This window comes from Gemmatimonadota bacterium (assembly GCA_016713785.1).
Classification (GTDB): domain Bacteria; phylum Gemmatimonadota; class Gemmatimonadetes; order Gemmatimonadales; family GWC2-71-9; genus JADJOM01.
In genome coordinates, this window is record JADJOM010000003.1 from 1,979,547 (window position 1) to 2,003,772 (window position 24,226).

The 24,226-nt window shown below is 70.5% G+C and carries 17 protein-coding genes; 5 read left to right on the forward strand and 12 right to left on the reverse strand.

Annotated features, from left to right (window positions below):
- From asnB to IPJ95_17035, 12 genes are all read right to left on the reverse strand, one after another.
- Positions 1 to 1,980 (reverse strand): asparagine synthase (glutamine-hydrolyzing), encoded by a 1,980-nt coding sequence (gene asnB, locus IPJ95_16980; GenBank protein MBK7925294.1) that lies wholly within the window; start codon positions 1,978 to 1,980, stop codon positions 1 to 3.
- Between the two features lie 276 nt (positions 1,981 to 2,256).
- On the reverse strand, positions 2,257 to 3,462 hold the full coding sequence (locus IPJ95_16985) for an SGNH/GDSL hydrolase family protein (protein ID MBK7925295.1): 1,206 nt from the start codon (positions 3,460 to 3,462) through the stop codon (positions 2,257 to 2,259).
- A 19-nt stretch (positions 3,463 to 3,481) separates the two neighbouring features.
- Positions 3,482 to 6,520 (reverse strand): hypothetical protein, encoded by a 3,039-nt coding sequence (locus IPJ95_16990; GenBank protein ID MBK7925296.1) that lies wholly within the window; start codon positions 6,518 to 6,520, stop codon positions 3,482 to 3,484.
- Positions 6,521 to 6,930: 410 nt separating this feature from the next.
- On the reverse strand, positions 6,931 to 8,118 hold the full coding sequence (locus IPJ95_16995; GenBank protein ID MBK7925297.1) for a DegT/DnrJ/EryC1/StrS family aminotransferase: 1,188 nt from the start codon (positions 8,116 to 8,118) through the stop codon (positions 6,931 to 6,933).
- Between the two features lie 28 nt (positions 8,119 to 8,146).
- Positions 8,147 to 10,306: an HAD-IIIC family phosphatase gene (locus IPJ95_17000; GenBank protein MBK7925298.1), complete on the reverse strand. Its 2,160-nt coding sequence runs from the start codon at positions 10,304 to 10,306 to the stop codon at positions 8,147 to 8,149.
- A gap of 1 nt (position 10,307) precedes the next feature.
- The gene (locus tag IPJ95_17005; GenBank protein ID MBK7925299.1) at positions 10,308 to 11,333 is read right to left on the reverse strand and encodes a FemAB family PEP-CTERM system-associated protein; all 1,026 of its coding nucleotides are present in this window, start codon (positions 11,331 to 11,333) and stop codon (positions 10,308 to 10,310) included.
- On the reverse strand, positions 11,330 to 12,235 hold the full coding sequence (locus IPJ95_17010; protein MBK7925300.1) for a DUF3473 domain-containing protein: 906 nt from the start codon (positions 12,233 to 12,235) through the stop codon (positions 11,330 to 11,332). Before IPJ95_17010 ends, IPJ95_17005 begins: the two co-directional genes overlap by 4 nt.
- Positions 12,236 to 12,349: 114 nt before the next feature.
- Positions 12,350 to 13,111 carry a hypothetical protein gene (locus tag IPJ95_17015; protein MBK7925301.1) on the reverse strand — a complete coding sequence of 254 codons (762 nt, stop codon included), beginning with the start codon at positions 13,109 to 13,111 and terminating at the stop codon, positions 12,350 to 12,352.
- 25 nt (positions 13,112 to 13,136) lie between these two features.
- Entirely contained in the window at positions 13,137 to 13,643 is a 507-nt protein-coding gene (locus IPJ95_17020; GenBank protein ID MBK7925302.1) for a hypothetical protein, read from the reverse strand.
- 183 nt (positions 13,644 to 13,826) lie between these two features.
- Positions 13,827 to 14,306, reverse strand: coding sequence for a hypothetical protein (locus tag IPJ95_17025; GenBank protein MBK7925303.1), 480 nt, complete (start codon positions 14,304 to 14,306; stop codon positions 13,827 to 13,829).
- Between the two features lie 77 nt (positions 14,307 to 14,383).
- The gene (locus tag IPJ95_17030; protein ID MBK7925304.1) at positions 14,384 to 15,274 is read right to left on the reverse strand and encodes a hypothetical protein; all 891 of its coding nucleotides are present in this window, start codon (positions 15,272 to 15,274) and stop codon (positions 14,384 to 14,386) included.
- Between the two features lie 122 nt (positions 15,275 to 15,396).
- Positions 15,397 to 18,474: a TonB-dependent receptor gene (locus tag IPJ95_17035; GenBank protein MBK7925305.1), complete on the reverse strand. Its 3,078-nt coding sequence runs from the start codon at positions 18,472 to 18,474 to the stop codon at positions 15,397 to 15,399.
- A 98-nt stretch (positions 18,475 to 18,572) separates the two neighbouring features.
- Between IPJ95_17035 and IPJ95_17040 the strand changes: the two genes are divergently transcribed.
- The 5 genes from IPJ95_17040 to IPJ95_17060 are packed head-to-tail and all read left to right on the forward strand — an operon-like array spanning position 18,573 to position 24,224.
- Positions 18,573 to 19,289: a VanZ family protein gene (locus IPJ95_17040; GenBank protein MBK7925306.1), complete on the forward strand. Its 717-nt coding sequence runs from the start codon at positions 18,573 to 18,575 to the stop codon at positions 19,287 to 19,289.
- A complete protein-coding gene (locus IPJ95_17045; protein ID MBK7925307.1) occupies positions 19,213 to 19,827 on the forward strand; it encodes a hypothetical protein in 615 nt (204 codons plus the stop codon). Before IPJ95_17040 ends, IPJ95_17045 begins: the two co-directional genes overlap by 77 nt.
- A gap of 3 nt (positions 19,828 to 19,830) precedes the next feature.
- On the forward strand, positions 19,831 to 21,039 hold the full coding sequence (locus IPJ95_17050) for a HAMP domain-containing histidine kinase (protein MBK7925308.1): 1,209 nt from the start codon (positions 19,831 to 19,833) through the stop codon (positions 21,037 to 21,039).
- Between the two features lie 36 nt (positions 21,040 to 21,075).
- Complete coding sequence (locus IPJ95_17055) at positions 21,076 to 22,479, forward strand: sigma-54-dependent Fis family transcriptional regulator (GenBank protein ID MBK7925309.1); 1,404 nt, start codon at positions 21,076 to 21,078, stop codon at positions 22,477 to 22,479.
- Positions 22,476 to 24,224: a BamA/TamA family outer membrane protein gene (locus IPJ95_17060; protein MBK7925310.1), complete on the forward strand. Its 1,749-nt coding sequence runs from the start codon at positions 22,476 to 22,478 to the stop codon at positions 24,222 to 24,224. Before IPJ95_17055 ends, IPJ95_17060 begins: the two co-directional genes overlap by 4 nt.
- The last annotated feature ends 2 nt before the right edge of the window (positions 24,225 to 24,226 follow it).

The window sequence follows — 24,226 nt, forward strand, 5'->3', positions numbered from 1 at the left end:
TCATCGCATCCCTCCCGCGCTGGTCATCCGTGGCGCCTGCTGCCACCGCTCGCACCAGGCTTGGAGCTGGCACAGCGCCCACAGCCCCAGGCCATCATCGCCCTGGCCCCCCTGGAACCGGTCCCACGCCGCCCGAACGGCCGCCGGTGCCAGCAGCCCCGTGGCCTCCAGCTTCTCCGGCGCGAGCATCGCCTCCGCCCAGGGCCGCAGGGGACCGCGCAGCCATTCGCGGATCGGGACCGTGAAGCCGACCTTCTCCCGTTCCAGCAGCGCCCGGGGCACCCGCCGGTAGGCCGACTGGCGCAGGATCCACTTGCCGCGCCCGTCCCGCACCTTGAACTGGCGGGGCAGCCGCCAGCTGAACTCGACCAGGCGGTGGTCGAGCAGCGGAACCCGCGCCTCGAGGCTCACCGCCATGCTGGCCCGATCCACTTTGGCGAGGAGGTCGTCCGGCAGGTAGGTCATCTGGTCGGCGAGCATCATCCGCTCCAGGAGCGGCGCGGGGCCCTCGAACACGCCTCGGGTCCGGTCCACCTCGGGCCCCGCTCGCCGCAGGAGGCGCGCGGGCGCGTCCCACATGGACATCAGCGAGCGGTACTGCTCGAACGCCGAGTCGGCGGCCATGAGGCGGCTCAGCTTGTGGGCCTTGCTCCCCGCCAGGCGGACGCGCCCGGCCCCCGGCACCAGCCGACCGGCCACCCGCTCGACCCGGTCCCAGCCCTCGGGTCCCACCGCCGAGAGGCCGCGGGAGACCAGGTGCCGCAGCGGCGCGGGCAGGCTGGCCGCCCGCGCAATCATGCGTTCGCCGTGCACGTAGCGATTGTAGCCGGCAAAGAGCTCATCGGCCCCGTCACCGGTGAGCGCCACGGTCACGTGCTGGCGAGCCAGCTGGCAGACCAGGTAGGTCGGGATCTGCGACGGATTGGCGAGGGGCTCGTCGTACATCTCCGCGAGCCGGGGAACGACCTCCAAGGCCGCGTCGCCGGTCAGGTACAGCTCGGTGTGGTCCGTGCCGAGGTGAGCCGCGATCTCGCGGGCGTAGCCCGCTTCGTCATGCTCCGCGCGGTCGAAGCCGATGGTGAAGGTGCGAACCGGCCGGGGCGAAAGCTCCTGCATGACCGCGACGACCGTGCTCGAATCCACGCCGCCGGAAAGCAAGGCGCCGAGCGGCACGTCGGCTTCCATCCGGAGCCGGACCGCGTCGACCAGGAGCGCATCGAACTGGGCCTCGACCTCGGCGTCGGAGCCACCCAGCCGCGAGGCCTGCCCCGCCGCCGCCACCTCCGCGAGCGACCAGAACGGCTCGGAGGCTGGCAGCGGCTGCGCGGGGTCGCGGATCGTCAACAGGTGACCGGCCTCCAGCTTGCGGACCCGCTGGAAGATCGTCGCCGGCGCGGGGACGTAGAGGTACCGGAGGTAGGCCAGGACCGCGGTGGAGTCGAGCGAGGGGTCGAAAGCGGGGCCCTGATGCAGGGCCTTGAGCTCCGAACCGAACGTGACCAGCCCCGGCTCGGCGTAGACGAACAGCGGCTTGATCCCGAGACGGTCCCGCAGCAGCGTCAGTTCCTGCTGTTCCCCATCCCACACTGCGATGGCGAACATCCCCACGAACCGACGCACCGCAGCCCGGATGCCCCACGCCTCGAACGCGCCGAGGATCGTCTCCGTGTCGGAATGGCCCCGGAAGGTGGCGCCGCCCGCAGCGAGTTCCCGGCGCAGCGCCTGGTGATTGAACACCTCGCCGTTGAAGACCATCGTGAACCGCCCCGAAGCCGACACCATGGGCTGGTGCCCGAGCGCGGAGAGGTCGGTGATGGCCAGTCGCCGGAAACCGAGCGCCACCCGCCCCGCCGGATCAACGAAGACCCCTTGGTCATCCGGACCCCGGTGCTCAAGTGTCTCGGTCATCGCGCTCACGACCGCCGACACCACCTCCCGGCTCCCCGGCTCGGCCTGGATCAGTCCCGCCAGCCCGCACATGCTAGCCCCCCCGTCGGCAGGTGCGGGGTCGTGTGATCGCGCCGGAAGGAGTGCGGTACGTTGCCCGTGGTGCTGTCATTCGGCAGGAAGCCCGGGATGCAGGGTCTGGAACCAGCGCCTGCCGGGAACCTCCCGGCTGCACGCAGCCCTTTCAGTGCAAGAACTGTAGCAGCAGCGCGGTCCAAAGGGAGGTCGGTGGGTGTTGCATCCACGCAACAGAACAGAGGATTGTGTAGCGTCCCGGAGGCGCCCCGTGGCGACGGGACGACATTCAGGCTATGGCTGCTGGAGCTTGTCGGCGATGGCAGGGGCGATGCGCTCGGCCACGAGATGAGCCAGGACCCGGTTGCCGAGCGGCGTGAGGTGGGCGTAGTCAGTGTAGGTCCGCTCCGGCATAGCCCGGAAGATGTCGGTGAGGTCGATGGCCATGCCCCCGACCCGTGCAGCCATCGCCGCCTCGGAATCCCGGGCGATCGGGACGACCCGGTGCAGGTACTCTTCGTAGCCAGGCCTCCAGGAACCGACGTCGAACTGGAACAGCTTCTCCTCGACCGCGTCCTTGGGCTTCCCGCGTTCCAGCAGCAGCATCGGCTGCATCATGAACACCGGCACGATCCCTTCGTTGCGGAGGACCAGACCGGCCCGCTCGTGCATCTTGAGGGCGCTGCGGGGGAACACCGACTCGAACCCCGCCACGGCGGAATCCACCGCCATTGGCCGTTGCACTGGCTTGCCCTTGGCGAGCAGCACCACGTTGCGGGCCCCCTGCCCCAACAGGTGGATGAACGCGCTCCGACGGTAGAACCACCATCCCACGCCGTACCCCAGCGACTTGAGAGTGGGATCCCCCAGGATCTTCTGGCTTTCCAGGTTGTAGCCGTAGCTGTCGAACTGGTCGTGGTCGCGATTAAAGAAGTAGAAGTCGTTGTAGCCGTCGAGGAACAGCACCATGTCCGGCTGGTACCCGATGATGCGCTGGTTCAGGTAAATCAGGTGGTGGTGCGTCCAGGTGCTGGTGATCGCGGCGTTGATGACCTCAACCTTCGTGCCGGGGAAGCGGCCCCCGAGTTCCCGCTCGAGGTAGGCATCGATGGTAGAATCGTTGGGCAGTACCGGCCAGCTGGGGTCGAGGTGGGGCCACAGTCCGCCCAACCCGTACGCCGTCGAGGCGCCCATCAGGAAGATCCGGTAGGTCCCCGCCGGCTTCTCCCGGCTCACCTCGGTGGTGCGGCGGAAGCCAGCCTTGTTGTGCCGGATCCCGCGGGTATCGACGTATCCAGGCGCCGGGAGGATGTTCTTGTAAGGATCGAACCGGAACTGGTAGAGATGCGCGCCGTCGTAGCCTTCGGCGGCGCGCAGGTAGAGGCGCGAGGCGCCCTCGGCGATGCCAAGCAGGACAAGCACCCCCAGCGCCGCCAGCATCAACAGGTGCCAGCGGCGCAACCGGGTAGGGGTGGGCTCGGCGGTGGTCGCGTCGGTCATTGCCCGGCGGGCCCGGCGATCACGGCACCCCGGAGATGTAGACGTGGTCCATGCGCATGTAGTCATCCCGGGTCTTGGGGCCAAGCCCGCCGCCCCAGGTGGGATTCCAGCGCCACGACCAGAACCCGGCGGTGTTGCCGGCCGTGATGTACTCGAGGTCGTTGTAGTCGAGGATCTTGATGCCGTCGACCCACATCTTGAGGATCCCGTTCGCCTGCCCCAGCGTGTTCAGCTCATTCACCATCTCGATGTGGTGCCAGACGCCGACGGTCAACAGCTTCCGGGTATCCGCGTTCTGGTAGATGATCCGCGCCGGCGTGATGTGCCCACCCTGGTAGTAGTGGATCTTGAAGGCGTTCGCGATGAAGTGCTGGCTCCCCTGGCCCTCGAGGATGATGATGCCCTCGTTACCCGCCGAGGTGTTCACGGCGCGGCCGTACCCGAAGTAGCCCATCTTCGTGCCGTTGTTGTTCTGCTCGAAGTCGGCACCCTCGATCTGCAGCCACATCGAGAAGTAGATCTTGCTCTTCGTGGCCGAGAGCCCCTGTGAGTCCCAGCCGCCCCAGTCGGTGGGGCCGGTGCCGGCCCTGAGGCCGTTGGGGAACCGGGTGCGGTGCACGTTGGGGGGGCTTTCCGGGGCGGTGAGGTCAGGAAAGACCACCGACAGATTGAGCGTCCCCGTGCCCGGGCCATACCACTGCCCCAGCAGGCCACCCAAAGAGCGCTGGGCGCTCGGGATGGAGCTGAGGTTGTGTTCCGCGAAGGCCGCGAAGCTCGGTGGCTCATTCGGATGCGCGTTCGGGTTTCCGGGGAGCAGCACGTCGGCGAAGAACGTCACCGGCGGCACACCCGGCGCCGAGAGCGTCACGGTATGAATGCCCGCCAACGGACCGACCAGCCAATTGGCGCTCACCTCGCCGAGGGAATTCGTGGTGGACACCACATTCTGCAGGGTGCCTCCGTTGGTCACCTGCCAGACGGCCGCGGCGTTGGGCACCGGGTTGCTCGATGCATCCAGCAGCCGTGCCTTCAGCGCCACGGGGAGGACCGTGCCCACGTTGCCGCTCTGGTTGTTCCCCTGCAGGATCACGAAGCCGCCGCTCGGCGCGCCCACGCCCAGGCTGACCGTGACCGTCTTGCTGGCCACCCCAGCCGTGGTGGACGTCACGGTCACGGTGGCGGTGTAGCTGCCCGCGGCGAGTGTACCGGTCGTCGGGGTGAGGGCCAGCGTGGCCGGGGCGGTAGCGCCGCTCAGGTTGGCCGCGAGCCAGCCGGTGGGCTGGCCCGCACCATAGGTCACCGAGGCGACGCTCAGCCCGCTGATGGTCCCCGTCCCGCTGTTGGCGGCGGTGACGGTGGCCGGGGTCGGGTTGCTCCCGCTGGTGGTGGCGGTGAAGACCACGCTCGAGGGTGTGAGAGTCAGGGCGGGCGTGGACCCAACCGTGAGGCGGACTGCGATGTTGCGCGGGCTGTTGGTGGCCACCGGTGAATTCACCGGGATCAGCGCGCGGTAGGTGCCTGCGGCCAGGCCGGCGATGTTCGTGGTCAGGGTCACGGTCGCAGGCGCGGTCGTCTGGTTGAGGGCCGCGCTGATCCAGCCGGTGGCCCCCCCGGCGGTGTAGTTCACCGGCCCTACGGCCAGCTGGTTGAGCGTGCCGCCGCCGGCGTTAGAAATGCTGATCGCCTGCGGCGCGGGATTGGCGCCGCCAACCGTGACGTTCGGGTTGAAGTCCGCCGGGGACAGCGCGATGAGCGGGGCGGCGGTCTGGCTCGTCACGGTCAGTGTCACTACGATGCTCGAGGCGGCCACGCCCGCCACCCCCGAGGTCACCGGAACGGTCGCCGTGTACGTCCCTGCCACCAGCGCCCCGGTGCTCGGGGTCAGGGTGATCGTTGCGGGCGCCGTCGTGTTGCTGAGGGCGGTGGAAAGCCAGCTGCTGGCCGCGCCGGTGTACACCACCGTCCCGAGGGCCAGCAGGTTGAGCGCGCCCCCGCCGCCGTTGGAGACCGTCGCCGTCACGGGGGCCGGGCTCGCGCCTCCCTCGCTGGCCGCGAGCGGGATCGCCGACGGCGCCACGTTGATCACCGGGGGGGAGGTGCCGGCCCCGACGGTGAACGTCACCCGGAAGGTCTTGCTCGCCACGCCCGGCAGACTGGAGGAGATCCGCACATCCGCGACGTAGTTCCCCACCGCCAGCACCCCGGTCGTCGCCTGCACGTTCACGGTCGTCGGCGCGGTGGTCCCATTCACGGTGGCCGACAACCACCCTCCCTGCCCGCTCACATAGGTAATCCCGCCCAGCGCCAGCCCCGAGAGTGTGCCACCACCCCCGTTCGAGACACCCACGAGCTGCAGCGAGGGATTGGCGCCGCCCACTGTGGCCGACATCGCGAGGTTGGTCGGCGAGAGCGCGATCGACGGCGGGGTTGGCAGCGCACCCACACCCACGCTCACGGTGATCGTGTCGGGGACCACGCCGGCCAGACTCGAACGGATCGGCACCTGGGCCAGGTAGGTCCCCGCGGCCAGTCCCGAGGTGCTGGCCTGGAGGGTGACCGTCGCGGGCGCGGTGGCCTGATTGAAGGAGGCGGTGAGCCAGCCGCTCTGCGCCCCACTGTATCCGATGGTGCCCACCGAGAGCCCGGACAGTGTCAGGCCTCCGGCGTTGACCACCTGCACCGTCTGGGCCGAGGGGCTCGCGCCACCCACGGTCGCCGCCATGAGCACGGTGTCCGGGGACAGCTCCACCACGGGGATCGAATCGATGGTCAGCGTGGCAAGGACGTACTGCGGTTGCACCCCGGCCACCGTGGACTGCACCGGTACTGACGCGACGTAGGTCCCTGGCGTCAGGTCCGGCGGGGGGGTGGGCGTCAGGACGATGGTGGTCGGCGTGCTGGAGGCACCGCCGGCATAGTCCGCCGCGAGCCAGCCGGAGGAAATCGGATTGTACAGAATGGTGCCGACCTGGAGCCCGGTCACCGTCCCGCCATTGTCCGTGACGTTCACGGCCACGGGCGCCGGCGCCGTCCCGCCCAGCGCGTACTGGAAATTCACGACCGACGGGGCGACCACCAGCTGCGGCAGATTCGGTGGCGGCGGCAATGTCCCCACTCGCGATTCGGCGGTGCACGCCCAAAGCAGGACGGCAACGCCCAGCGGCAGGGCCCGGGAGAAGGGGGGGAAAGATCGTCGGCTGGTGACAAGATGCGCAGGCATACGCGCTCGCTAACCGCTGAGTGGTTTGGGTGATCCAAGAGCCGCCCGGAACGCCGCACGGCGGTCCGGGATGCCCATGTCGGGAGATGCATCCAACCTAGCCGGCGCGGGGGTGTGGTTCGCTGACCGCGATCACATTCTCCGGAACCGGCGCCGCTGGCGGAGCGCTCCGCTTCTGTTATATGAACTCTAAGTCAAGTTACAACTACAGGTTAGTTTCGGCATCTCTGGGCTAAACTCCACACCTGCTATGGCCCGAGAACGACACGCGCCAGACGGGCGGTCCGGGCCCATCGATGCGTGGGCAGGGTAAAAAGCCCGCCCACGAGGGACTTGGCGCCCGAATATTCGCCGAATCCGGTCAAGACCCGCTCCCGAAAGCCCGGGAGGTCGGAAAGCGACAGCGGGTAGCCTGGCATGATCCCCTCCTCCCGCGCATCGGATCCCCGGAGCCGCTCTGCCAGCGGGGGCCGCGCCACGACCGGGAAGCGCAGGTAGCCCGCGGTGCCGCCCGCCGGCACGTCCGGGATGCCAAACTCGGCGCCTCCGGCCAGTGCGCTCCGCAGCGCGGCGGCGGTCACGCGGCGGACGTCGGAGGCCAACGGCTCCACCACAATCGCGGCCGACAGCAGCCCATGACCCGCGGCGGAGAGGCCACGGGGGGGGGACGGCACGTGATACGGGGTCTCGCCGAGCCCCAGGAACCGGAGGCCGGTGGGCAGCCAGTACCACCCCGGCCGTCCGAGCCCCCACTGCAGGAGCGAGATGGCGAGACCCTTGAGGCCGCTCCCTCCGCGTACCAGATCGCGCCCCGCCGCCACCACCCGGGCCGCCAGCCATTCCGCGTGACAGAGTAGCGCTCCTCCGCCGCCGGCGGTGAGTCCCTTCCCCCGACCAAAACTCAGGATGGCCAGGTCGCCATGGCTGCCCAACGGGCGCCCGTCGATGCTCCCGCCGATCCCCTGCGCGGCATCCTCGATCAGCACCACACCTGCGGGACCGGTATGGGCACGGACCCTCGCGAGGTCCACGGGGATGCCATAGAGGTGCGCCACCACCACGGCGGCCGTCTGCCGGTCCACCGCGCGCGCCAGTGAGTCCCAGTCCGGGCCCAGCGTGCCCGGGGCCAAGTCATAGAGCACCACCTCGACGTCCGCCCCATCGCAGGCGGTGGCCAGGTCGAAGCAGCCGTAGGCCGGCAACGCCACCTTCCGTCGCCCCGTGGCCTTGACGGCAAGGACCAGCGCCAGCGTCAGGGCCGTGGTTCCGCTGTCCAGGAGGAGCGCGGCGTTCCCGCCGAAGCGGTTCCGCAGCCAGGCGTGCATGGCCGCAGCGGCGCGCTCCCGGTGGGCCGGCAGCAGCGCGGTACCCACCGCCTGGGCGAACCCCCGAAGCGGCACCGGCGAGGCGACCGGCGGGCGCCGGCCGAGGCTCATGTCCCCCTGCCGGCGCGCAAGGCTCGCCTCACGAGGCGCGCGGTCGCACGGTGAACCAGGCCGGGCGTTCCGGCCCGGCGGCCCCGGCCGATAGAAGCCACTCGGTCGGGCCCGCGGGCTCGAAACCCTGCCCCGGATACAACCCGCTTGCCGGACCGTTCCGGTCGGTCGGCACGAAACGCCCCACGAGTTCGCGCCCGGACCCCTCGGCCTCCCGAACCAACGCCAGCATCAGCCGTTCCAGTTCGAAGCCCATGGCGCGGCAACTCATGATGAAGGAATCGAGCACGACCCGTCCGGACTGACGCTCCACAATCACGACGCCCACCAGTCCGACCGCGCCGAACTTGTCTGCGAGGTGGGCGGCGTACACCGCGTGTGTTGCCGACTCCAGCATGCCCTGCAGGGCCTGCCGGCCGTAGCGGATGGTGGTGGTGTTGAACTGGTTAGTGCGTTGCACCAGCTCCGTCACCCGGTCCAGGTCCCGCGGGGTGACCGGCCCGAACTCCGCCACCAGACCGAGGGAGGCCATCATGGCAGGGTAGTCCACCTCCCCAGCCAGCGCTTCCTTCCGCTGGGCCTGCTGGCGGTAGAGTTCGGTCCGCTGTCGTGCCTCCGCGGTTTCCCTGGTGTTGGGAAATGCCAGCATCCGCTCCAGCCACTGCCAGGTTCGCGGCTCCAGACTGTCGAGCGCGCGGACCTTCGGGAGCTGGACCTCCACCAGCTCCCGCTCCACCGGGTTGTCGTCCAGGAGGACGAAACTGTCGAGGCCGAGGTCGAGCTGCTCCGCGGCCGTGCGGATCGACTGGGACTTGAGGTCCCAGTTGATTCTGTGCAGCACGAAGTCGTCCGGCGTGAGCACGAGCTCATCCCAGCGGATACTTGACGGGTCGTTCTTGCTCACTGCCACCAGCAGGATGCCCGCTTCCTTGAGGCGCCGCAGGAGCTCCTGACGCTCGCGGAAATGCCGCACCGGGCCCTCGGCCATCACGCCCTCCCACAGCGTGTTGTCGAAGTCCACGCACAGCACCTTGATGCGGGCCAGCGCCCGGTAGGACTCCAGGACGTCGGCGTAGGGCTCCACCAGGAACTGGCCGAGCCTGGCGGCGTGGAAGAACGAATCGGAGACCACGCTCGGGGGTACCACCGGGCGCGAGGCTTCGCGCGCCCCGTGCCTGGCCACCACCCCAGCCTCGTCAAGGAGGATCACGTTCGGGAGCCCCGCCGCAAGCGCGGCCAGTCCCTCGTTGACCTCCGCCAGGACGCGCCGGCGCCCCGGGGAAAGCGGTGTCAGGAACCCGAAGCGCCGGCGCCACCCGGTGAGCGGCAGCCCCGAGGCGTTGTGAAGCAGGAAGGGGACATCGGTCCTGGCGCGGAGCGCTTCGACGTAGCCGCGCACCATCCCTAGCACCCCCCCGACCCTCGCGCAGATCTCTCCGGCCCGGAGCCGGTCGGCGTCGCGCAGCAGCGCGGCGTACGGCGGGATCCCCTCGTACGAGAGAAAACTCATGGTCACCACGTCGGCTGGAAACTGTGCCAGCATCCCGATGGCCTCGTCGGTGCCGAGGGCCCGGCCCTGCGGCGCACTGAAGTAGAGCTGGCGCAGGTCCACCGACCACCCCGCGCGCCGGGCGTGACCCAGCAGGAAGACCCGGACCTCCCCGAGCAGGCAGTCCCCGAGCGCGAGGATGCGGAGCGGTGCACCCGAAATGGAGGCAACGAGCGGTCGGTGCAGCGTCTCGAGCCAGCGCCGCATCCCCTCGCGCTCCTCGCCCCCAAGAAGATCGAGGAGGGCGCCGGCGTCCCGGGGCAGCACCTCCGCGAAGTAGGCCTGCAGCACCTCCGGCGCCTGGAGATGTGGCGCATAGCGGCGCCGCTCGTCGAGGTAGACGTCGGCGAGCCGCGGATCGTCGGCCGGCAACATGGCCAGGACGAGATCGAGCAGCGGGCCCACGTACCGCTGCCGGAGCTCCCCGGGATCGGCGCCGGCAACGCCCGCGACCGCATAGCGCCCAACCAGGGCGGGATCGAACTGATTGCCGTACCATCGCTCAACGAGCGCGGCCCGGTGCGGCCGGAGGCTCGCGGCGATGCGCACCCGCAGCGCGCGGTCCGGCCCCGCGTCAGGGGATGGCGGGATCGGGCGAGCGCGGTCTGGAGCGGCGACGATCACGGATGGCATGGTCATGTCAGGGAATCCCCCGGACGACGTGCGGACCCAGGGCGGTGGCGAGGCCCAGGGGGAGCTTGCGCCAGACTCGTGGACCCCAGGCATAGGCGCCGGCGTCCGGTGAGGGAGTCGAGGCCTCCCCTCCTCCCCGGGCCACCTGGTACCACCAGAGCTGCTCGTCGCGACTGCCCCACTGGCTCTTGAAGCGATGCGTCCCGGCCCCGGGCGAGCAGCGGCCGAAGTTGAAGAGGGTGAGGCCCTCCCGGCAAGCCCGTTCCATGAACGCCCAGTACAGCCCCATGTTGGGCGAGAGCTTGTTGTAGGCGTAGAGGGAGCTGGCCCAGGTCATTTCGAACTCGCGCCCCCAGACGAACCCGACGCCGCCCGCGACGGGCACGTCGCCCAGCCAGGCGCAGCCGACCCAGGTGTCGGGGAAGACCTCGACAATGCGCTCGAAGAGCCGCCGCGACTGGGTCGGCGTGCCGAGGTCGCGCATGTGCCGCGCGAAGACCTCGAAGAACGGCGCCACCTGGTCGGGACCGAACCGCACCGTGATCCCCTCCTTGGCGGGACGGCGCACCTGGCTGCGCAGCTTGGCCTCGAAGCTCTTCATCAGCTTCTCGGGGTCGGCCGGGAGATCGAGGACCACGGTGATCTTCCGGTGTGAGACCGGAAGCTCGACCGGCAGCGGGCGCCGGCTGCGCAGCTCCAGCAGCTTCACCCCATCCTGCGTGGCGCGCGCGGCCGCCCACGCCACCAGGGCGCGCACCGCCGCGTCGGTCCCGAGCGGGCCGCCGTAGTTCACGAACGGCAGCGACACGAGATAGTGCCCGAACGGCAGGCTCTTCACCCGCACCAGGGGCAGGACGCCCGCCAGGGCGCCGTCGGGCCCGCGTGCCTCGAGGTACAGACACTCGTGCCCGAACACGCTGCCGAACACCTCCCGCCAGCCGTAACGGTGGAAGTGCGTCCAGCCCTCCTGCGCTGCCACGAACGCATCCCACTCCGCGGCCGTGCCCGCGAAGGGCCCCACGGCGATGCTCATCGCGCCCCCCCCGCCGCCATGCCGAACTCGGCCAGCATGCCGAAGCGCTCGGCCACGCTGGTGAAGCGGAATTCGTGGAGCAGCGCCGCCATCCGCGGCCAGGTGCGGTCGAGATTGCGATAGTGCCGCAGCGCGGTCACGCGGCCGCACGGCAGGCGGGGCTGCTCCACGTCGTACTCCCAAGGGTGGATGTAGAACATCGCCGAGGCGCCGCGCGCCGCGTGCTGGCGGAAGGCGCGCTGGAGGAGGCCCAGCGGCAGCTGCCGGAGGTACCCTCCGCCCGCGGCGGGAAGCGTCATTCCCATGAAGCGGAGGGTCGCCAGCGGGAGCTCGAGCAGGGTCCCGGCCGGTCGGGGGATGAGGAACGGTCCGTCAGGGACGCCCGGATAGCCGTAGTCCGGCCGCCGGATCGGGAAGAGGCTCGAGTCGTACCGGTAGCCTTCCTCGAGCAGCACGTCGAAGGCCCACTCGAGGCCTGGCACGATGGAGAATGACGGCGCGCGGAAGCCGAGGCAGGGCTGACCACTCACCGCCTCCAGCCGGGCCTTGGACTCCCGCAGGTCCTGCCGGAACTCCTCCGGGGTGAGGGTGCTGACCCGCCGATGCCACTGGCCGTGCGAAGCCACCTCATGCCCGGCGGCGGCGATCCGGCGGACAATCCCCGGATGGTGCTGGGCCACCCAGCCGAGGGTGAAAAACGTCCCCCGGACGCCCTGGCCCGCGAGCAGCTCGAGCAGGCGGTCGGTATTGGCCTCGACCCGGCTGGCGTAGTCGCCCCACCGGGCGCGATCCACGACCCCCTCGAAGGCCACGACCTGGAAGTAGTCCTCGACGTCCACCGTGAACAGGTGGGGTGCGCCGGGTGTGGCGGGAAGCGACGGTCCTGCGAGATGGCCGGTCATACCTGCCGTAACTTACGCATATGGGGCCATTTGCAGGCAAGCTTCAGGCCCCGAACGCAGCGGCCCCGGGGTGACGAACCCCGGGGCCAGTTCACCAAGTGACTGCGGTAGAGCCTAGGCGGCGTCCTGCTTCTGCTTCCGGCGGCGGAAGGCGCCCGCGCCACCGATCCCGGCCAACCCCGTCGCGAGCAGGGTCATGGAGACCGGCTCCGGGGTGATAGTGGTGCAGTTGCTCGGGGTCCCGGCCGGGGTGCTCCCGGTCCAGCACTCGGTCGCGTTGCCGGTGGGGCCGTTGATGCCGCGGATCACGATGTCCGAGGCATTGGGATCCCAGTTACCCGAGATCTTGAAGCTGAAGGTCACCCAGTCATTGGTGTTGCCGGTGACCGAGGTGCACGGATTGGAGTAGAGGTCCACCCCTGTCGGGAACGCGGCGCTGGACCCGCAGCCGCTCGCCACGCCATTGTCCATGTTGTTCGAACCCTGGGAGCCGACCCGGAAATCCACGCCGAAGTTCACGCGGGAGTTGTTGGTCAGCTTCCAGCTGCCGGGGCTGGTCCCGGCCATGGCCGGGCCGTTCACCGAGAGCGAGCCGAGCACGGCGGAGGCGCCAGTGGTGTTGTAGAACCCGATGCCGTTGAAGACGGTCCCGGCGTAGGTCCCCGCGCCATGGCCCCAGGTCCCCGCGGCGTTGCCGCTCAGGTTCCAGAGGCGCACCGTCACGTTGGAGCCCACGACACTGATGTTGACGGCGGCACACGTGGCGAACTGGTCGCCGCCGCAGACACGGTAGCTCCGGAACCCGTCGGCGTGCACCGCAGCGGGAAGAGCCAACGTGAGCGCGCCCAGGAGGACGACAAACCGGCCGGTCTTCATTGTGACTTCCTCGTCAGTTGGTGAACTATGGTGACACGCCCGTGCGGGCGTGCTTCCATCCAGTGATTCCGATCCAGAGGAAGGCGGCGGGGTAGAGCAGGCCCTGCGCCACCGTCTTGAGGATCGCCTTCTGCAGCCCTGCCTTCAGCTCCGGCTGGATCGTGGCGAGCGCCGTCGTGATGGTACCGGCGTATAGGGCGAGAACCCCGAGGAGGAGCAGGGCCAGCAGGCCGAAAACCACGGCCAGGCCCCGCACCATCGCCAGCCTGCCCCGCGCCACCGCTGAGCCAAAGCTCAACCCGAGCCCCATCGCCAGCAGCGGCATCCCACCCAGAACCGTCGTCGCGGTCCCGAACTCCCATTCGGCATCCCCGAACTGCAGGGGGTACCAGGCCAGCACCAGATCCGCGAGCGCCACCACCGAGAACACCAGCCCGATGCCTCCGAGCAGGTACCACCCGGACTCCGGATTGGGGTCGAGGGTGGAGCGGTTTTTCTCGTCCGACTTGATCAGGATACGGGAACCGGTCATCTCTTTCTTGTCCCGCACCCGTTGGCCACGCCGCTGTCATGTGCAGGGTTCGGGCCAGATCGACGAGCGCGGACAGCCTCTGTTAAGATGATATGTGACAACACGTTGAGAAACACAAAAGAGGGAACGTCGGCGCAGGGCAAAGTGACTTGTTGTCGTGACACAACAACAACTCCGCCCCGACTAGGCGCTACCCCGACGCCGCAGCGTCGCCCGCCAGGCCACACCGGCCACCCAGAGGAGGGCGAACGGATAGACCAGCGCCTGGACCACGGTCTTGGCCGCGGCCTTCTTGATCGGGGTCAAGGCGACCGGATTCTTGATCACCCGCAGGACCAGCGGCAGGACGGTGGCATACAGCGCGAACGCCAGCCACATGAAGACGGCGATCAGGATGCAGGCGGCCGCGATCGAGCGGGCGCTCCATTTCCGGCCCAGGGCCACCGAGCTCGCCGCGAGGAAGCCGATGCCCAGCCCGAGGATCGGAAAGGTGTCGAAGAAGCTGCTCGAGGTGCCCAGTTCCCACTCTGACTCGCCGAGCTCCAGCGGGAACCAGAGCGTGCCGGCGTTGAGCAGCCCGGCGAGCAGGAAGGCGAACCCCAGCACGGCAACCATGCGCCAGAGCAGGGCCTGATTGGGCGGCAGACTGCGGCGGTCGCTCACCTTCCGCGCTCCTCTCGCACTTGGGACGGCGGGTGGCCGTCGGGGGCTAGACCCGCCGGGATGGGTCGGTCAGGCACCTAGTAGACCGTCAGGTCGGCCTGCACCCGCGGCTTGAGTCGCCAGCTCCCGGTGCCGGTGGGCACCAGCACCCCGTTGACGCGGAGGGAATCGCCCGGCACCACGGCGGTGGAGGGAATGCCCTGCACCGAGTCGAGCACGACCACCAGCGGACCCGAGCCATCATCGACGGTCACGGTGTAGTCGGCGCCAGTGGTGGCGGAGTCGGTGACGCTCGAGGCCTGGATTCGGACCAGGTCGGCGTCGCGGGCGCCGGCCAGCGCGGCGGCGGCCTCGGCGGTGGTCACGGTATCGGCGGCAGGCGCGGTGGTGCCCGGTCGCAGCAGCACGATGCGCGCGCTGTCGAGGACCGGCTGGCCGTTCCGCACCGCCACGGTGCCCAGTACCCGGACCGAGTCCCCCGGCGCCACGAAATTCCCCACCGTCACGAGGGCGTTGGTGAGCCGGAGGGCGGCGCCGGTGTCCCGCAAGTAGGCGCTGGTATCGCCGAAGGACTGTTGTCCGGCCAGCACCGTCCCCGAGGTGACCACCCGCCGGCCCAGGGCGCTACCTCGCACCCCGATCACGTTGTCCGACGGGTAGCCCAGGCGGATCGCGAAGAGCGGGGTCGTGCCGGTGGCGTCGACCTGGACCGTCGCTGGCGTCAGGAAGGTGCGCAGGGAATCGCCCAGGCCGGGCACCGAGTCCACCGAGACGGTGTACGGTCCGAACGGGAGGTTGTCGAACCCCACCGCGCCGTTGACGTCAGTGGTGTCCACGGCCACCGTGTCCCCCTGCCCGCCCGCCACCAACAGGAAGACCCGCAGGCCGGCCACGAGCGTGTCGGCCTGGGTGAGCACGCCGTTGAAGTCGCGATCGACAAAGAGCTGCCCCACCACCGCCCGTTTCACCGGAGGGGTGATTCCGAGCCCATCACCCGCGTTTCCACAGGCGATTCCGACGACCAGGCTGGCGGCGATGAGGAGCCCCGGCCGGAGGTAAGTGCGAAACGTGCGCGGCATAGGGGCCTCGATCAGTACGCGAGCCGGAGGCCGAACCGGACCATCCGGGGCTCCGTGCGGCGGCTCAGGAACTTGCCGAACCGCGGATTGGCGACGAGCGGCAGCGTGACATTGCCCTGCGGATCGGTGGTGAGCGCCCCGGCGGGGTCGACCAGCACCAGCGCACGGTCCACAATGCCGACAGGTGTGGAAACCAGGTTCAGCACGTCCACGGTCAGTTCCACCCGCCCGCCCAGGGACCGTAGCGGAAGGCCCACCGCGGTGGAGAGATCGAGCGCGTGGTTGGCGTCGGCCCGGCAGCTGTTCCGCTTGGCCATGTGGCCGACCTGCTCGGCCAGGCAGTCGTGATCACCGATGACCTGACTGAGACCGGGGATCGCATCGTCCACGAACGCCGGGTCGTTGCGGCCGCTCCCGTCACCGTTGACGTCGACACCGGGCCGGAAGCCAGGCGTGAAGGGCAGGCCGGAACGGAAACGGTAGCGCGCGGCCAGCGTGACCGGCACCGAACCCGCCGCGCGCCAGCTGGCCAGCACAGCCGCCCGATGGGGCACATCGAAGTCCGACACCCCTTCGGCCCACTCATGGCCGATCCGGTCCTCGGGGAACGGCGACAGCGCGTCACTCGGGTCGCCGCTCCAGCTGAGCAGCCAGTTGTCCCGCGTGCGGGAAAAGGTATAGGAGGCCACGACAGACAAACCGACGGCCGCCTCGCGGCCTACCGAGAGGCCTGCCTCGTAGTGGTCCTGAAACCCCGTGGATGCGAGCGCCGAGACCAGGTCGAATCCGGCGATCGCCCGGTTGCTGCCCGGCGTGACCACCACCATCCCGCCTTCCTGGACCAGGGTGCCGTAGACCGGCCGCCCCTCCTGGGTCAGGCCCGTCGGCCCAGGCAGGATGTTGAGGTCGGTGCGTCGGAGCAGGAAGTCGGTGTGGTGGTACCCGCCGTAGGCCCGGATAACCAGGCCCGAGGCCATCGCCCGCGACAGCTCCAGGTCCGCCTTGAAGCTCCGGGGGTTCTTGTACCCCTTTCGGTCGGGACTGAACAGGGTGATCTGCTTGCCCACCCGGGGCGCGAACACGGTGTCCGGCAACGCGGGCCATGCGCCGAAGGCCCCGATCCCGCGGCGGATCGTCACGCCGCCGTCGTTGAGGCGTGCCTCGGCAAAGGTGGCCGGATTGAGCCCGCCATACTGCCGTGAGAGCGCGAAGCCGCCGGTCCACTCCTGATTCCGGCCCCCTTCGAAGCGCACACCCAGACGCGGCCCGACGTTGTTGTTGTCGTCGGGGACCCGCGAGTTGGGGAGGCCGAAGAGGGCGTTGAACTGTGCGTCGCGCTGGATGGGCAAGTCGTTCTGCCGGGGGTACTTCTGCCGGTCCCACCGGATGCCACCGAACGCCGACAGGCCGGGCCCGACCCGGTAGATCACCTGGCCGAAGAGGCCGATCTCCTCGAGCGTGGTCGTGGTCCGCGTCGATGGCGCCTCCGCGACGAAGAACGCCCCACGGCCCTGGGAAAACCCGTCGAGACTGCCGAAGGAGAAGATGCCCGGTTGGCCGAAGAGGTAGTCCTGCTCCCAGCTCCCGTTGGAATACTGCAGGCCGACCTTGGCCCGATGCACGGCCCCGGGGCCGAAGCTGTACTGGAACGTCTCGGCGAAATCGACCGATTTCCGGACGAACTCGCCCGGCAGGGTCGGCGCGGTGCCGATCCCCGCACCGTCGGCCACGAAGTAGCTGCTGGGCAGGCTCGATCCCGACCAGGCCCGGGTAGTCCGGCGGATGCCGAACCGGAACTCGTTGGCCATGGTGGGGCCGAAGGTGGAAATCACCGAGACGGCGGAGGAGAAATCGCGGGCGTCGAGGTCGCCGCCTGCGCCGTTGAGCACGTCGCCGGGGGCCTCGGGGCTGGTCTCGCTGTGGCGGGCGAAGTTGGCCCGGGTCACCAGGGTATGGCTGTTACTGAGCCGCCAGTCCACCCGGAAGCCACCGGACCCGCCAGTGCTGTGACGCACCGTCGGCGCCACAAAGCGATTCACCGTTCGGCCGAAGCTGTCCTGGGCAATCCGGGCGATGGCGCCCCGCAGCGAGACGGCCCCGCCATCGAACGTGGCGGCGTCGTTGTCCCACGGATTGGAGGACGGGAGATCGAGCGACTGGTACTCCGCCCCCACGATGTAGTTGGCCCGGTCAGGGATGAGCGTCCCCGAGATCGTGGCGCCACCCATGAAGGAACTGACCGAGGAATCGGCCGGATTCTGGATCGCAGGCTGGCCGATCGCCCCGCTCCAGGACGCGTAGGGCGCAAACCGGAACCGGTTGGTTCCCCGCCGTGACACCGCGGTGGCCATCCCCGCATTGCCCCCACTCAGTTCGGCGTCGGGCACATGGGTGAACGCCTGCATCTGGCCGAACAGGCTCTGGCCGATGGCCGGGGTCCCACCGACGTCCGTGTCGAGTCCGGGGTGTCGGAACCAGTTCCCGGGAAGGCCATCCACTATCAGGCGAGCATAGGGCTGCGGCAGGCCACCAAACGCGGTCGCGAACCCGGACGTCCCCTCGCGGGGACCGGCAATGACGGCCGCGTTGCGCCCGAGTTCCGTGATATCACCGCGGGGCGTCAGATCCGGAACGGTGGGCGAGGTCAGGACGCTTGCCACCGCCGGCATCGACCACGCCAGGCGCTGCTCCGCCACCACCGATTCCTCGACCTGGGAAATCGGCGGCGGGCGCCGCGCTACCCGGATGGTGAGCTGGGTCGCCGCCGCGGCGGCGATGTCGACCCCGCGCTGCCGCAGTGGCTGGTAGCCCGCCTTCTCCACCAGGACAGCGTACCGGCCAGGCGCCAGCAGTGGCACCGTGAAGCGGCCGCGGAAATCGGACTTGAGGCGACTGACCACCACCCCGGACACGTCTTCCAGGGTGAGGGTAGCGGCGGGCACCGGGGTCCCGTCGGCCAGCGCAATGACGCCGTTCAGGGCACCCTCGGTGAGGCTCTGGCCATGCAGCGGGAGCGCCAGCATGCCCAGCATCATGGCGGCCACCGTCGGCGCATACCAATGAAAGCGCTTCAGACGGACAGCAGGCATAGGGGGTCCGGGAATGAAGGAAAGGGCGGTCACTGTCGGGCTGAAGGATAGTGCAGTTATGATGCCACCGGCGCAAGCGGGCCGAAACCCGGAGAAATGTGGCACTGAAACCACGCTCGAGGTGGGGACTCCCCCTCACGCTGGCCTCCCTGGCCATCATCGGTTGGTTCACGCTCCGCCCCTCCCTGGACGATGCCGAGGCGGCGGCCCGGCTGCCCTGGACCTGCCTCTACCCCTGCGGCGACTACGGGCTGCGTGACGCGGTGCTCAATGTCGCGCTCTTCGTGCCACTCGGCCTTGCACTGGCGGCCATGGGGCACCCGATCCGCGCGCTCCTCCTGGTGTTCCTCACCACGGTCTCGGTGGAGTTCGCCCAGTACCACTGGCTCATCGGCCGTGATGCCAGCCTGCGCGATATCCTCACCAACAGCTTGGGTGGCGGGATTGGCGTGCTGTGTGCCGGGGCCATTGGCGTGGCCTGGTCCTCCCGCCCCCCGCCGCAGCGCCTGCTTCGCAGCCGTGGCTGCCGTGCTCTGGCTGAGTGGCGTAGCCCTGACGGCGTACCTGTTGCGCCCTTCCCTGCCACGGTCGGTCTACTGGGGACAGTGGGCGCCGGAACTGGGGCAGTTCGCCCCATGGGGGGGGGCGGTGCTCGCCGCGGCGGTCGCCGACCAGCCACTCCCGGCCGGCCGCCTCCGGAATTCGGAGGAAGTGCGGGCGCTGCTCCTACAGGACTCGGTGCTGGTCGAGGCCCGGGTGCTGGCCAGCCCCCCGACGCGCGATTTTGCCCCCATCGTCAGCATCTTCGACAGTGAGCAGCGCGAGATCTTCGTGCTGGGCCAGCGCCGGGGCGAGTTCTTCTTCCGGATGCGGACAGGGCTCAGCGCCATCGAGCTCGGGGAACTGACCGCCTTCCTCCCCGCCCCCCCGGAAATCCGCCCGGGTGATACGCTGACCGTTCGTGGCGGCGTGGTGCACGGCGCGTGGTATGTCGCGGTGGCGTCGGGCACGGCGCGCGTGGAGCGCTGGATCCCCTTCGAGGCCGGCCTGCTCTGGGCCAGCCTCATCCCCTACCACCCGGTGCTTGGCCCGCTCGCGGCGGTGTGGTCCGGGCTCTGGCTGGGCACATTGCTCTTCCCCGCCGGGTACTGGGCCGGGCGAGGCCGGATCCCGGGCCTGCTCGTCGCGGGACTCGCGGTGGGCATGCTCTGGCTGGCCGGCCACCTCGCGGGCCTCGCCCCGCCACCCGCCGCGGAGTGGGTCGGCACTGCGGTGGGCGGCCTGGCCGGGACCGGCGTCGGCCGGTGGAGCCGGGGCGATGCCCGACGGGTCGCGCCGGCCACCTTACATTAGAGCATGGCGCTTCCCTTCCGCCGGCGGATCCTGCTCGCCTTGGTGGCCCTCGGCACCGTCCCGACCGCGGTCGCGGTGATCGGCTGGGCGCTCGCGGTGCGGCCACCGGTGGGCGGCCTCGCCACCACCCGGGAAACCGTGGAATCGCTGCGCGAGACCGGTCGCGCCCTCGTCGAGACGGTGGACTCCACCCGCCTGGGCCGGGAGGAACGCCGCGCCCTGGCCGCCCACAGTCAGGCGCTCAACGAGGCGCTCTCCCGCGTGAAGCGGCAGGAGACCTATGCCACCTACTACTCCGCGGTCTACGCCGCGATCATCCTGGGCCTGGGCGCGCTGGTGCTCTACGCCTCAGTGCGGGTCGGCGGGTACCTGTCGCGCCAGCTGAGCCGGCCGATCGATGAACTGGTGGGCTGGACCGGGCGGATCCAGCGGGAGGAGCCGCTCCCGCCCGACGTGGACGAGGGAGGCGCGCCCGAGTTTGCCGCGCTCCGCGGGGCCTTCCGGGAAATGGCCGCCGGGCTGGCCGAGGCCCGGGCCCGGCAGCTCGAAGCGGAACGCCTGACCGCCTTCCGCGAGGTGGCGCGACGGGTGGCCCACGAGATGAAGAACCCCCTGACACCCATCCGCTTCGCGGTGAGCGCGCTCCGGCGGACGGCGCGGCCGGATCAGCAGGAATCCCTCGAGGTGCTCGCGACCGAGTCGGACCGGCTGGAGCAGCTGGCGCGGGAGTTCACCGAGATGGGCCGGCTGCCCGAGGGGCCGATGGCCGAGGTGGACCTGGGCGAACTCCTCGCCGAGCTGCTGCGCACGCTCATCCCCGCCGACGTGCCGGTGCAGGTGCATTGCGACCCGGCCACGCCCCGCATCACCGGCCACTACGAGCCGCTCCGGCGCGCCTTCAGCAACCTGCTCCGCAACGCGGTGGAGGCGGGGACCGGTCCGGCCGGGCTCGAGGTGAGCTGCAGCCCGCTGGGCCAGAACGGTGCGGAGGTGCGGATCGCCGACCACGGCCGGGGCGTCGCCGCCGACCTGCAGGATCGCCTGTTCGATCCCTACGTCACCGCCGGCAAGGCCGATGGTACCGGCCTCGGCCTGGCCCTCGTGCGGCAGACGGTCGAGGCGCACGGGGGCCGGGTGCGCCACGAGCCCACACCCGGCGGCGGGGCCACCTTCGTGGTCACCCTGCCCCGGCTGCGGCGGCCGGCCGCCTAGGCGCGCCTCCCCGCCGGTCCGTCTACATTTGAGCGCATGGCCCACCGCATCCTGATCATCGATGACGAGCCCAACATCCGCCGGATGCTGGCGGCCCTGCTGCGGGCCGAGGGCTTCACGGTGGAGGAAGCGGGGAGCGGCAACGCCGGCCTGCTCACCCTGGACCAGCTCGAGCCGGACGCGATCTTCCTTGACCTCCTGATGCCGCCGGGGCCGGACGGCCTCGAGACGCTCACCCAGGTCCGCGCCCGCGGCATCGACGTGCCGGTCATCATGATGAGCGGCAAGGCCCAGCTCGCCGACGCGGTGCGCGCCACGCAACTCGGCGCCTTCCAGTTCCTGGAGAAGCCGCTCAGCCCCGAGGCGGTGCTGGTCACCCTGCGCTCCGCGGTGGAACTGGGGCGCACCCGGCACCAGAACCGGGCGCTCCGGGAGGCCCTCGAGGCCCGGGAGCAGATGGTGGGCGAGAGTCCCGCGCTCGGGCAGGTGCGGCGGCTCATCGAGCAGGTGGCACCGACCGACGCCCGGGTGCTGATCACCGGGGAGTCGGGCACCGGCAAGGAGCTGGTGGCGGCCGCGATCCACCGCGCGAGCCGCCGCGCCACCGAGCCGTTCGTCACGGTCAATTGCGCCGCGATCCCGCGCGAGCTGGTCGAGTCGGAGATGTTCGGCCACGAGCGCGGCGCCTTCACCGGCGCCACGGAGCGGCGGCTGGGCCGCTTCGAGCTGGCCGACGGCGGGACCCTGTTCCTCGACGAGGTGGGCGACCTCAACCTCGAGGCACAGGCCAAGCTGCTCCGGACGCTCGAGACCGGGGTGCTGCAGCGGCTGGGCGCGGAGCAGCCCACCCTGGTGAACGTCCGGGTGCTCGCGGCCACCAACCGGCGCCTGGACCAGGCGGTGGCGGCGGGACAGTTCCGCGAGGACCTCTTCTTCCGGCTCAACATCTTCCCGATTCACCTGCCCCCGCTGCGTGAGCGCCTGGAGGACCTGCCGGCGCTGGTGCAGCACCTGGCCCGGCGGGCGCGCCCGGGCCGGCCCCAGCAGTATGCCGGCGAGGCGCTGGCGCTGCTCCGCCAGCACCACTGGCCCGGCAACATCCGGGAGCTGGCCAACGTGGTGGAGCGCCTGGCGATCATCGGCGGCGAGACCCTCGGGTCGCCCGAGGTGGCCGCGATCCTCCCGGGCGCCGGCAAACGCGCGGAGGGACCGGCCCCCCGCCACGCCGGCGAGGGGGCGCCGGTCCCCGCGACCGGGCTCCCGCTCACCGACGCGCTGGACGACTACGAGCGCTCGCTCATCGCCGGCGCGCTGGAGCAGGCGGGAGGCAACGTGGCGGAGGCGGCTCGGGTGCTGGTGACCGACCGCGCCAACCTCTACCGCCGGATGAAGCGGCTCGGGCTCACCGCCCGGGCCGAGCCGGTGGTGGAGGACCGGTGACGGCGCGCGCGGCCCGGCGGGTCCTCGGTCTGGCCGGCGTCCTCCTGCTCGCGGCGCGCGGGGCGGCGGCGCAGGACAGCGTCGTCGTGATCGACCCCGACGTGCCGGGGGCCGACTCGGGGGTCTCCGGCCTCGCCCCCGAGGTGCTGCAGGAGCTGCTCGCCACCTGGAACGACAGCGCCACCATCCGCCTGCCCGGCGGCCTCACGCTCCCGGGTGGCGCGCGCCTCGAGGGGACCGTCGCGAGCTTTCGCGGCACGCTGCGGGTGGCCGGGGAGATTCGCGGCACCCTCACGGTGATCAACGGCGACCTGGTGCTGCTGCCGGGCGGCGTGGTGCGTGGCCCCATCCTGGTGGCGGGGGGCCGGCTCACCATCGGCGCCGGCGCGCTGCACGAAGGGGAGGCGCGGGTCTACTGGGACGCGGCACCGGTGACCCGCCAATCGGACGGCACCCTCGGCGTCCGGGAACGCCGCCGGCCCATCGGCGCGCTCGCGACGGCGGAGCGGACCTTCCAGTCGGGCCGCATCGCCACCACGCTGCGGCTCACCACCACGCAGACCTACAACCGCATCGAGGGCCTGGGGATCGTCTTCGGGCCTGCGTTCGCGTGGCGCCCGGGGGCGCACACCAGCGCCACGCTGGACCTGCGCGGCATCCTGCGCACCGCCCCCGACAACTCTCCCTTCCGGCGCGACCTCGGCTGGCTGATCCGCACCGACTGGCGCTTCCACGGCGCCCGCGGCTTCGGCTTCGGGGCCCGGACCTATTCACTCATCTCGGGCATCGAGGAGCACACCCTCCCGCGCGACGAGATCGGGTGGAACGCGTTCCTGTTCCAGCGTGACAACCGCGACTACTTCGCCAGCGAGGGAGTCGGCGCCACCGCCTACGCCTACCTGCACCCGCGCCTCCGGGTGGATGGGGCCCTGCGCTATGAGAAGCAGGGCTCGGTCCGCGCCAATGATCCCTGGACCCTGTTCCGCAACAGCGACCGCTGGCGCCCCAACCCGCTGATCGACGACGGGCACTACACCATCCTGGCGCTCTCGGCCGCCTACGACAGCCGCAACGTGACCGACGCGCCGTCTTCCGGCTGGTGGCTGCGCGGCAGCGTGGAGCACGCCACGAGCGACGACGTGGCGCCCGTGGCGCTGCCGGCGGCGGTGCGACGCCCGTTGCCCACCAGCGACTACGGCTTCAACCGCTTCACCCTCGACCTGCGCCGCTACAACCGGCTCTCGCCCGAGATCCAGCTCAACGCACGGGTGTGGGCCGGCGGCTGGCTCTCCGGTGACCCGCTGCCGGTGCAGCGGCGGCTCTCCCTCGGAGGCACCGACCTGCTCCCGGGGTACCTGTTCCGGTCGCTGGACTGCGCCCCCGCCGGCTTCGACGATCCCGCGCAGGCCGCGCTGTGCGACCGCGCCCTGGTGGCGCAGGCGGAGTTCCGTCACCGGCTCCGCCTGCGCGCCGGATACACCGTCCGCGATCGCGCCCACCAGGAGCTGGACCGGTTCGTCGGCTTCGAGGATCCCGACCTGGTCATCTTCGGCGACGCCGGGTCCGCGTGGCTGGCCGGGGACGGGCCGGGCCGCGTTCCCGCCGACCGCATCCGCGCGCTCACGGAATGGAAGGCCGACGTCGGGGTGGGCCTCGATGCCGGCGGCGTGGCGGTGTACCTGGCCAAGTCGGTCACGGACGGCCAGCCGGTGCGGGTGTTCCTCCGGCTGGATCGCCGGTTCTAGGA

Coding starts and splice junctions, on each gene's coding strand:
- asnB (MBK7925294.1), bottom strand. CDS start 1,980: ATGTGCGGGCTGGCGGGACTGATCCAGGCCGAGCCGGGGAGCCGGGAG.
- IPJ95_16985 (MBK7925295.1), bottom strand. CDS start 3,462: ATGACCGACGCGACCACCGCCGAGCCCACCCCTACCCGGTTGCGCCGC.
- IPJ95_16995 (MBK7925297.1), bottom strand. CDS start 8,118: ATGAGCCTCGGCCGGCGCCCGCCGGTCGCCTCGCCGGTGCCGCTTCGG.
- IPJ95_17000 (MBK7925298.1), bottom strand. CDS start 10,306: ATGACCATGCCATCCGTGATCGTCGCCGCTCCAGACCGCGCTCGCCCG.
- IPJ95_17005 (MBK7925299.1), bottom strand. CDS start 11,333: ATGAGCATCGCCGTGGGGCCCTTCGCGGGCACGGCCGCGGAGTGGGAT.
- IPJ95_17010 (MBK7925300.1), bottom strand. CDS start 12,235: ATGACCGGCCATCTCGCAGGACCGTCGCTTCCCGCCACACCCGGCGCA.
- IPJ95_17015 (MBK7925301.1), bottom strand. CDS start 13,111: ATGAAGACCGGCCGGTTTGTCGTCCTCCTGGGCGCGCTCACGTTGGCT.
- IPJ95_17020 (MBK7925302.1), bottom strand. CDS start 13,643: ATGACCGGTTCCCGTATCCTGATCAAGTCGGACGAGAAAAACCGCTCC.
- IPJ95_17035 (MBK7925305.1), bottom strand. CDS start 18,474: ATGCCTGCTGTCCGTCTGAAGCGCTTTCATTGGTATGCGCCGACGGTG.
- IPJ95_17050 (MBK7925308.1), top strand. CDS start 19,831: ATGGCGCTTCCCTTCCGCCGGCGGATCCTGCTCGCCTTGGTGGCCCTC.
- IPJ95_17055 (MBK7925309.1), top strand. CDS start 21,076: ATGGCCCACCGCATCCTGATCATCGATGACGAGCCCAACATCCGCCGG.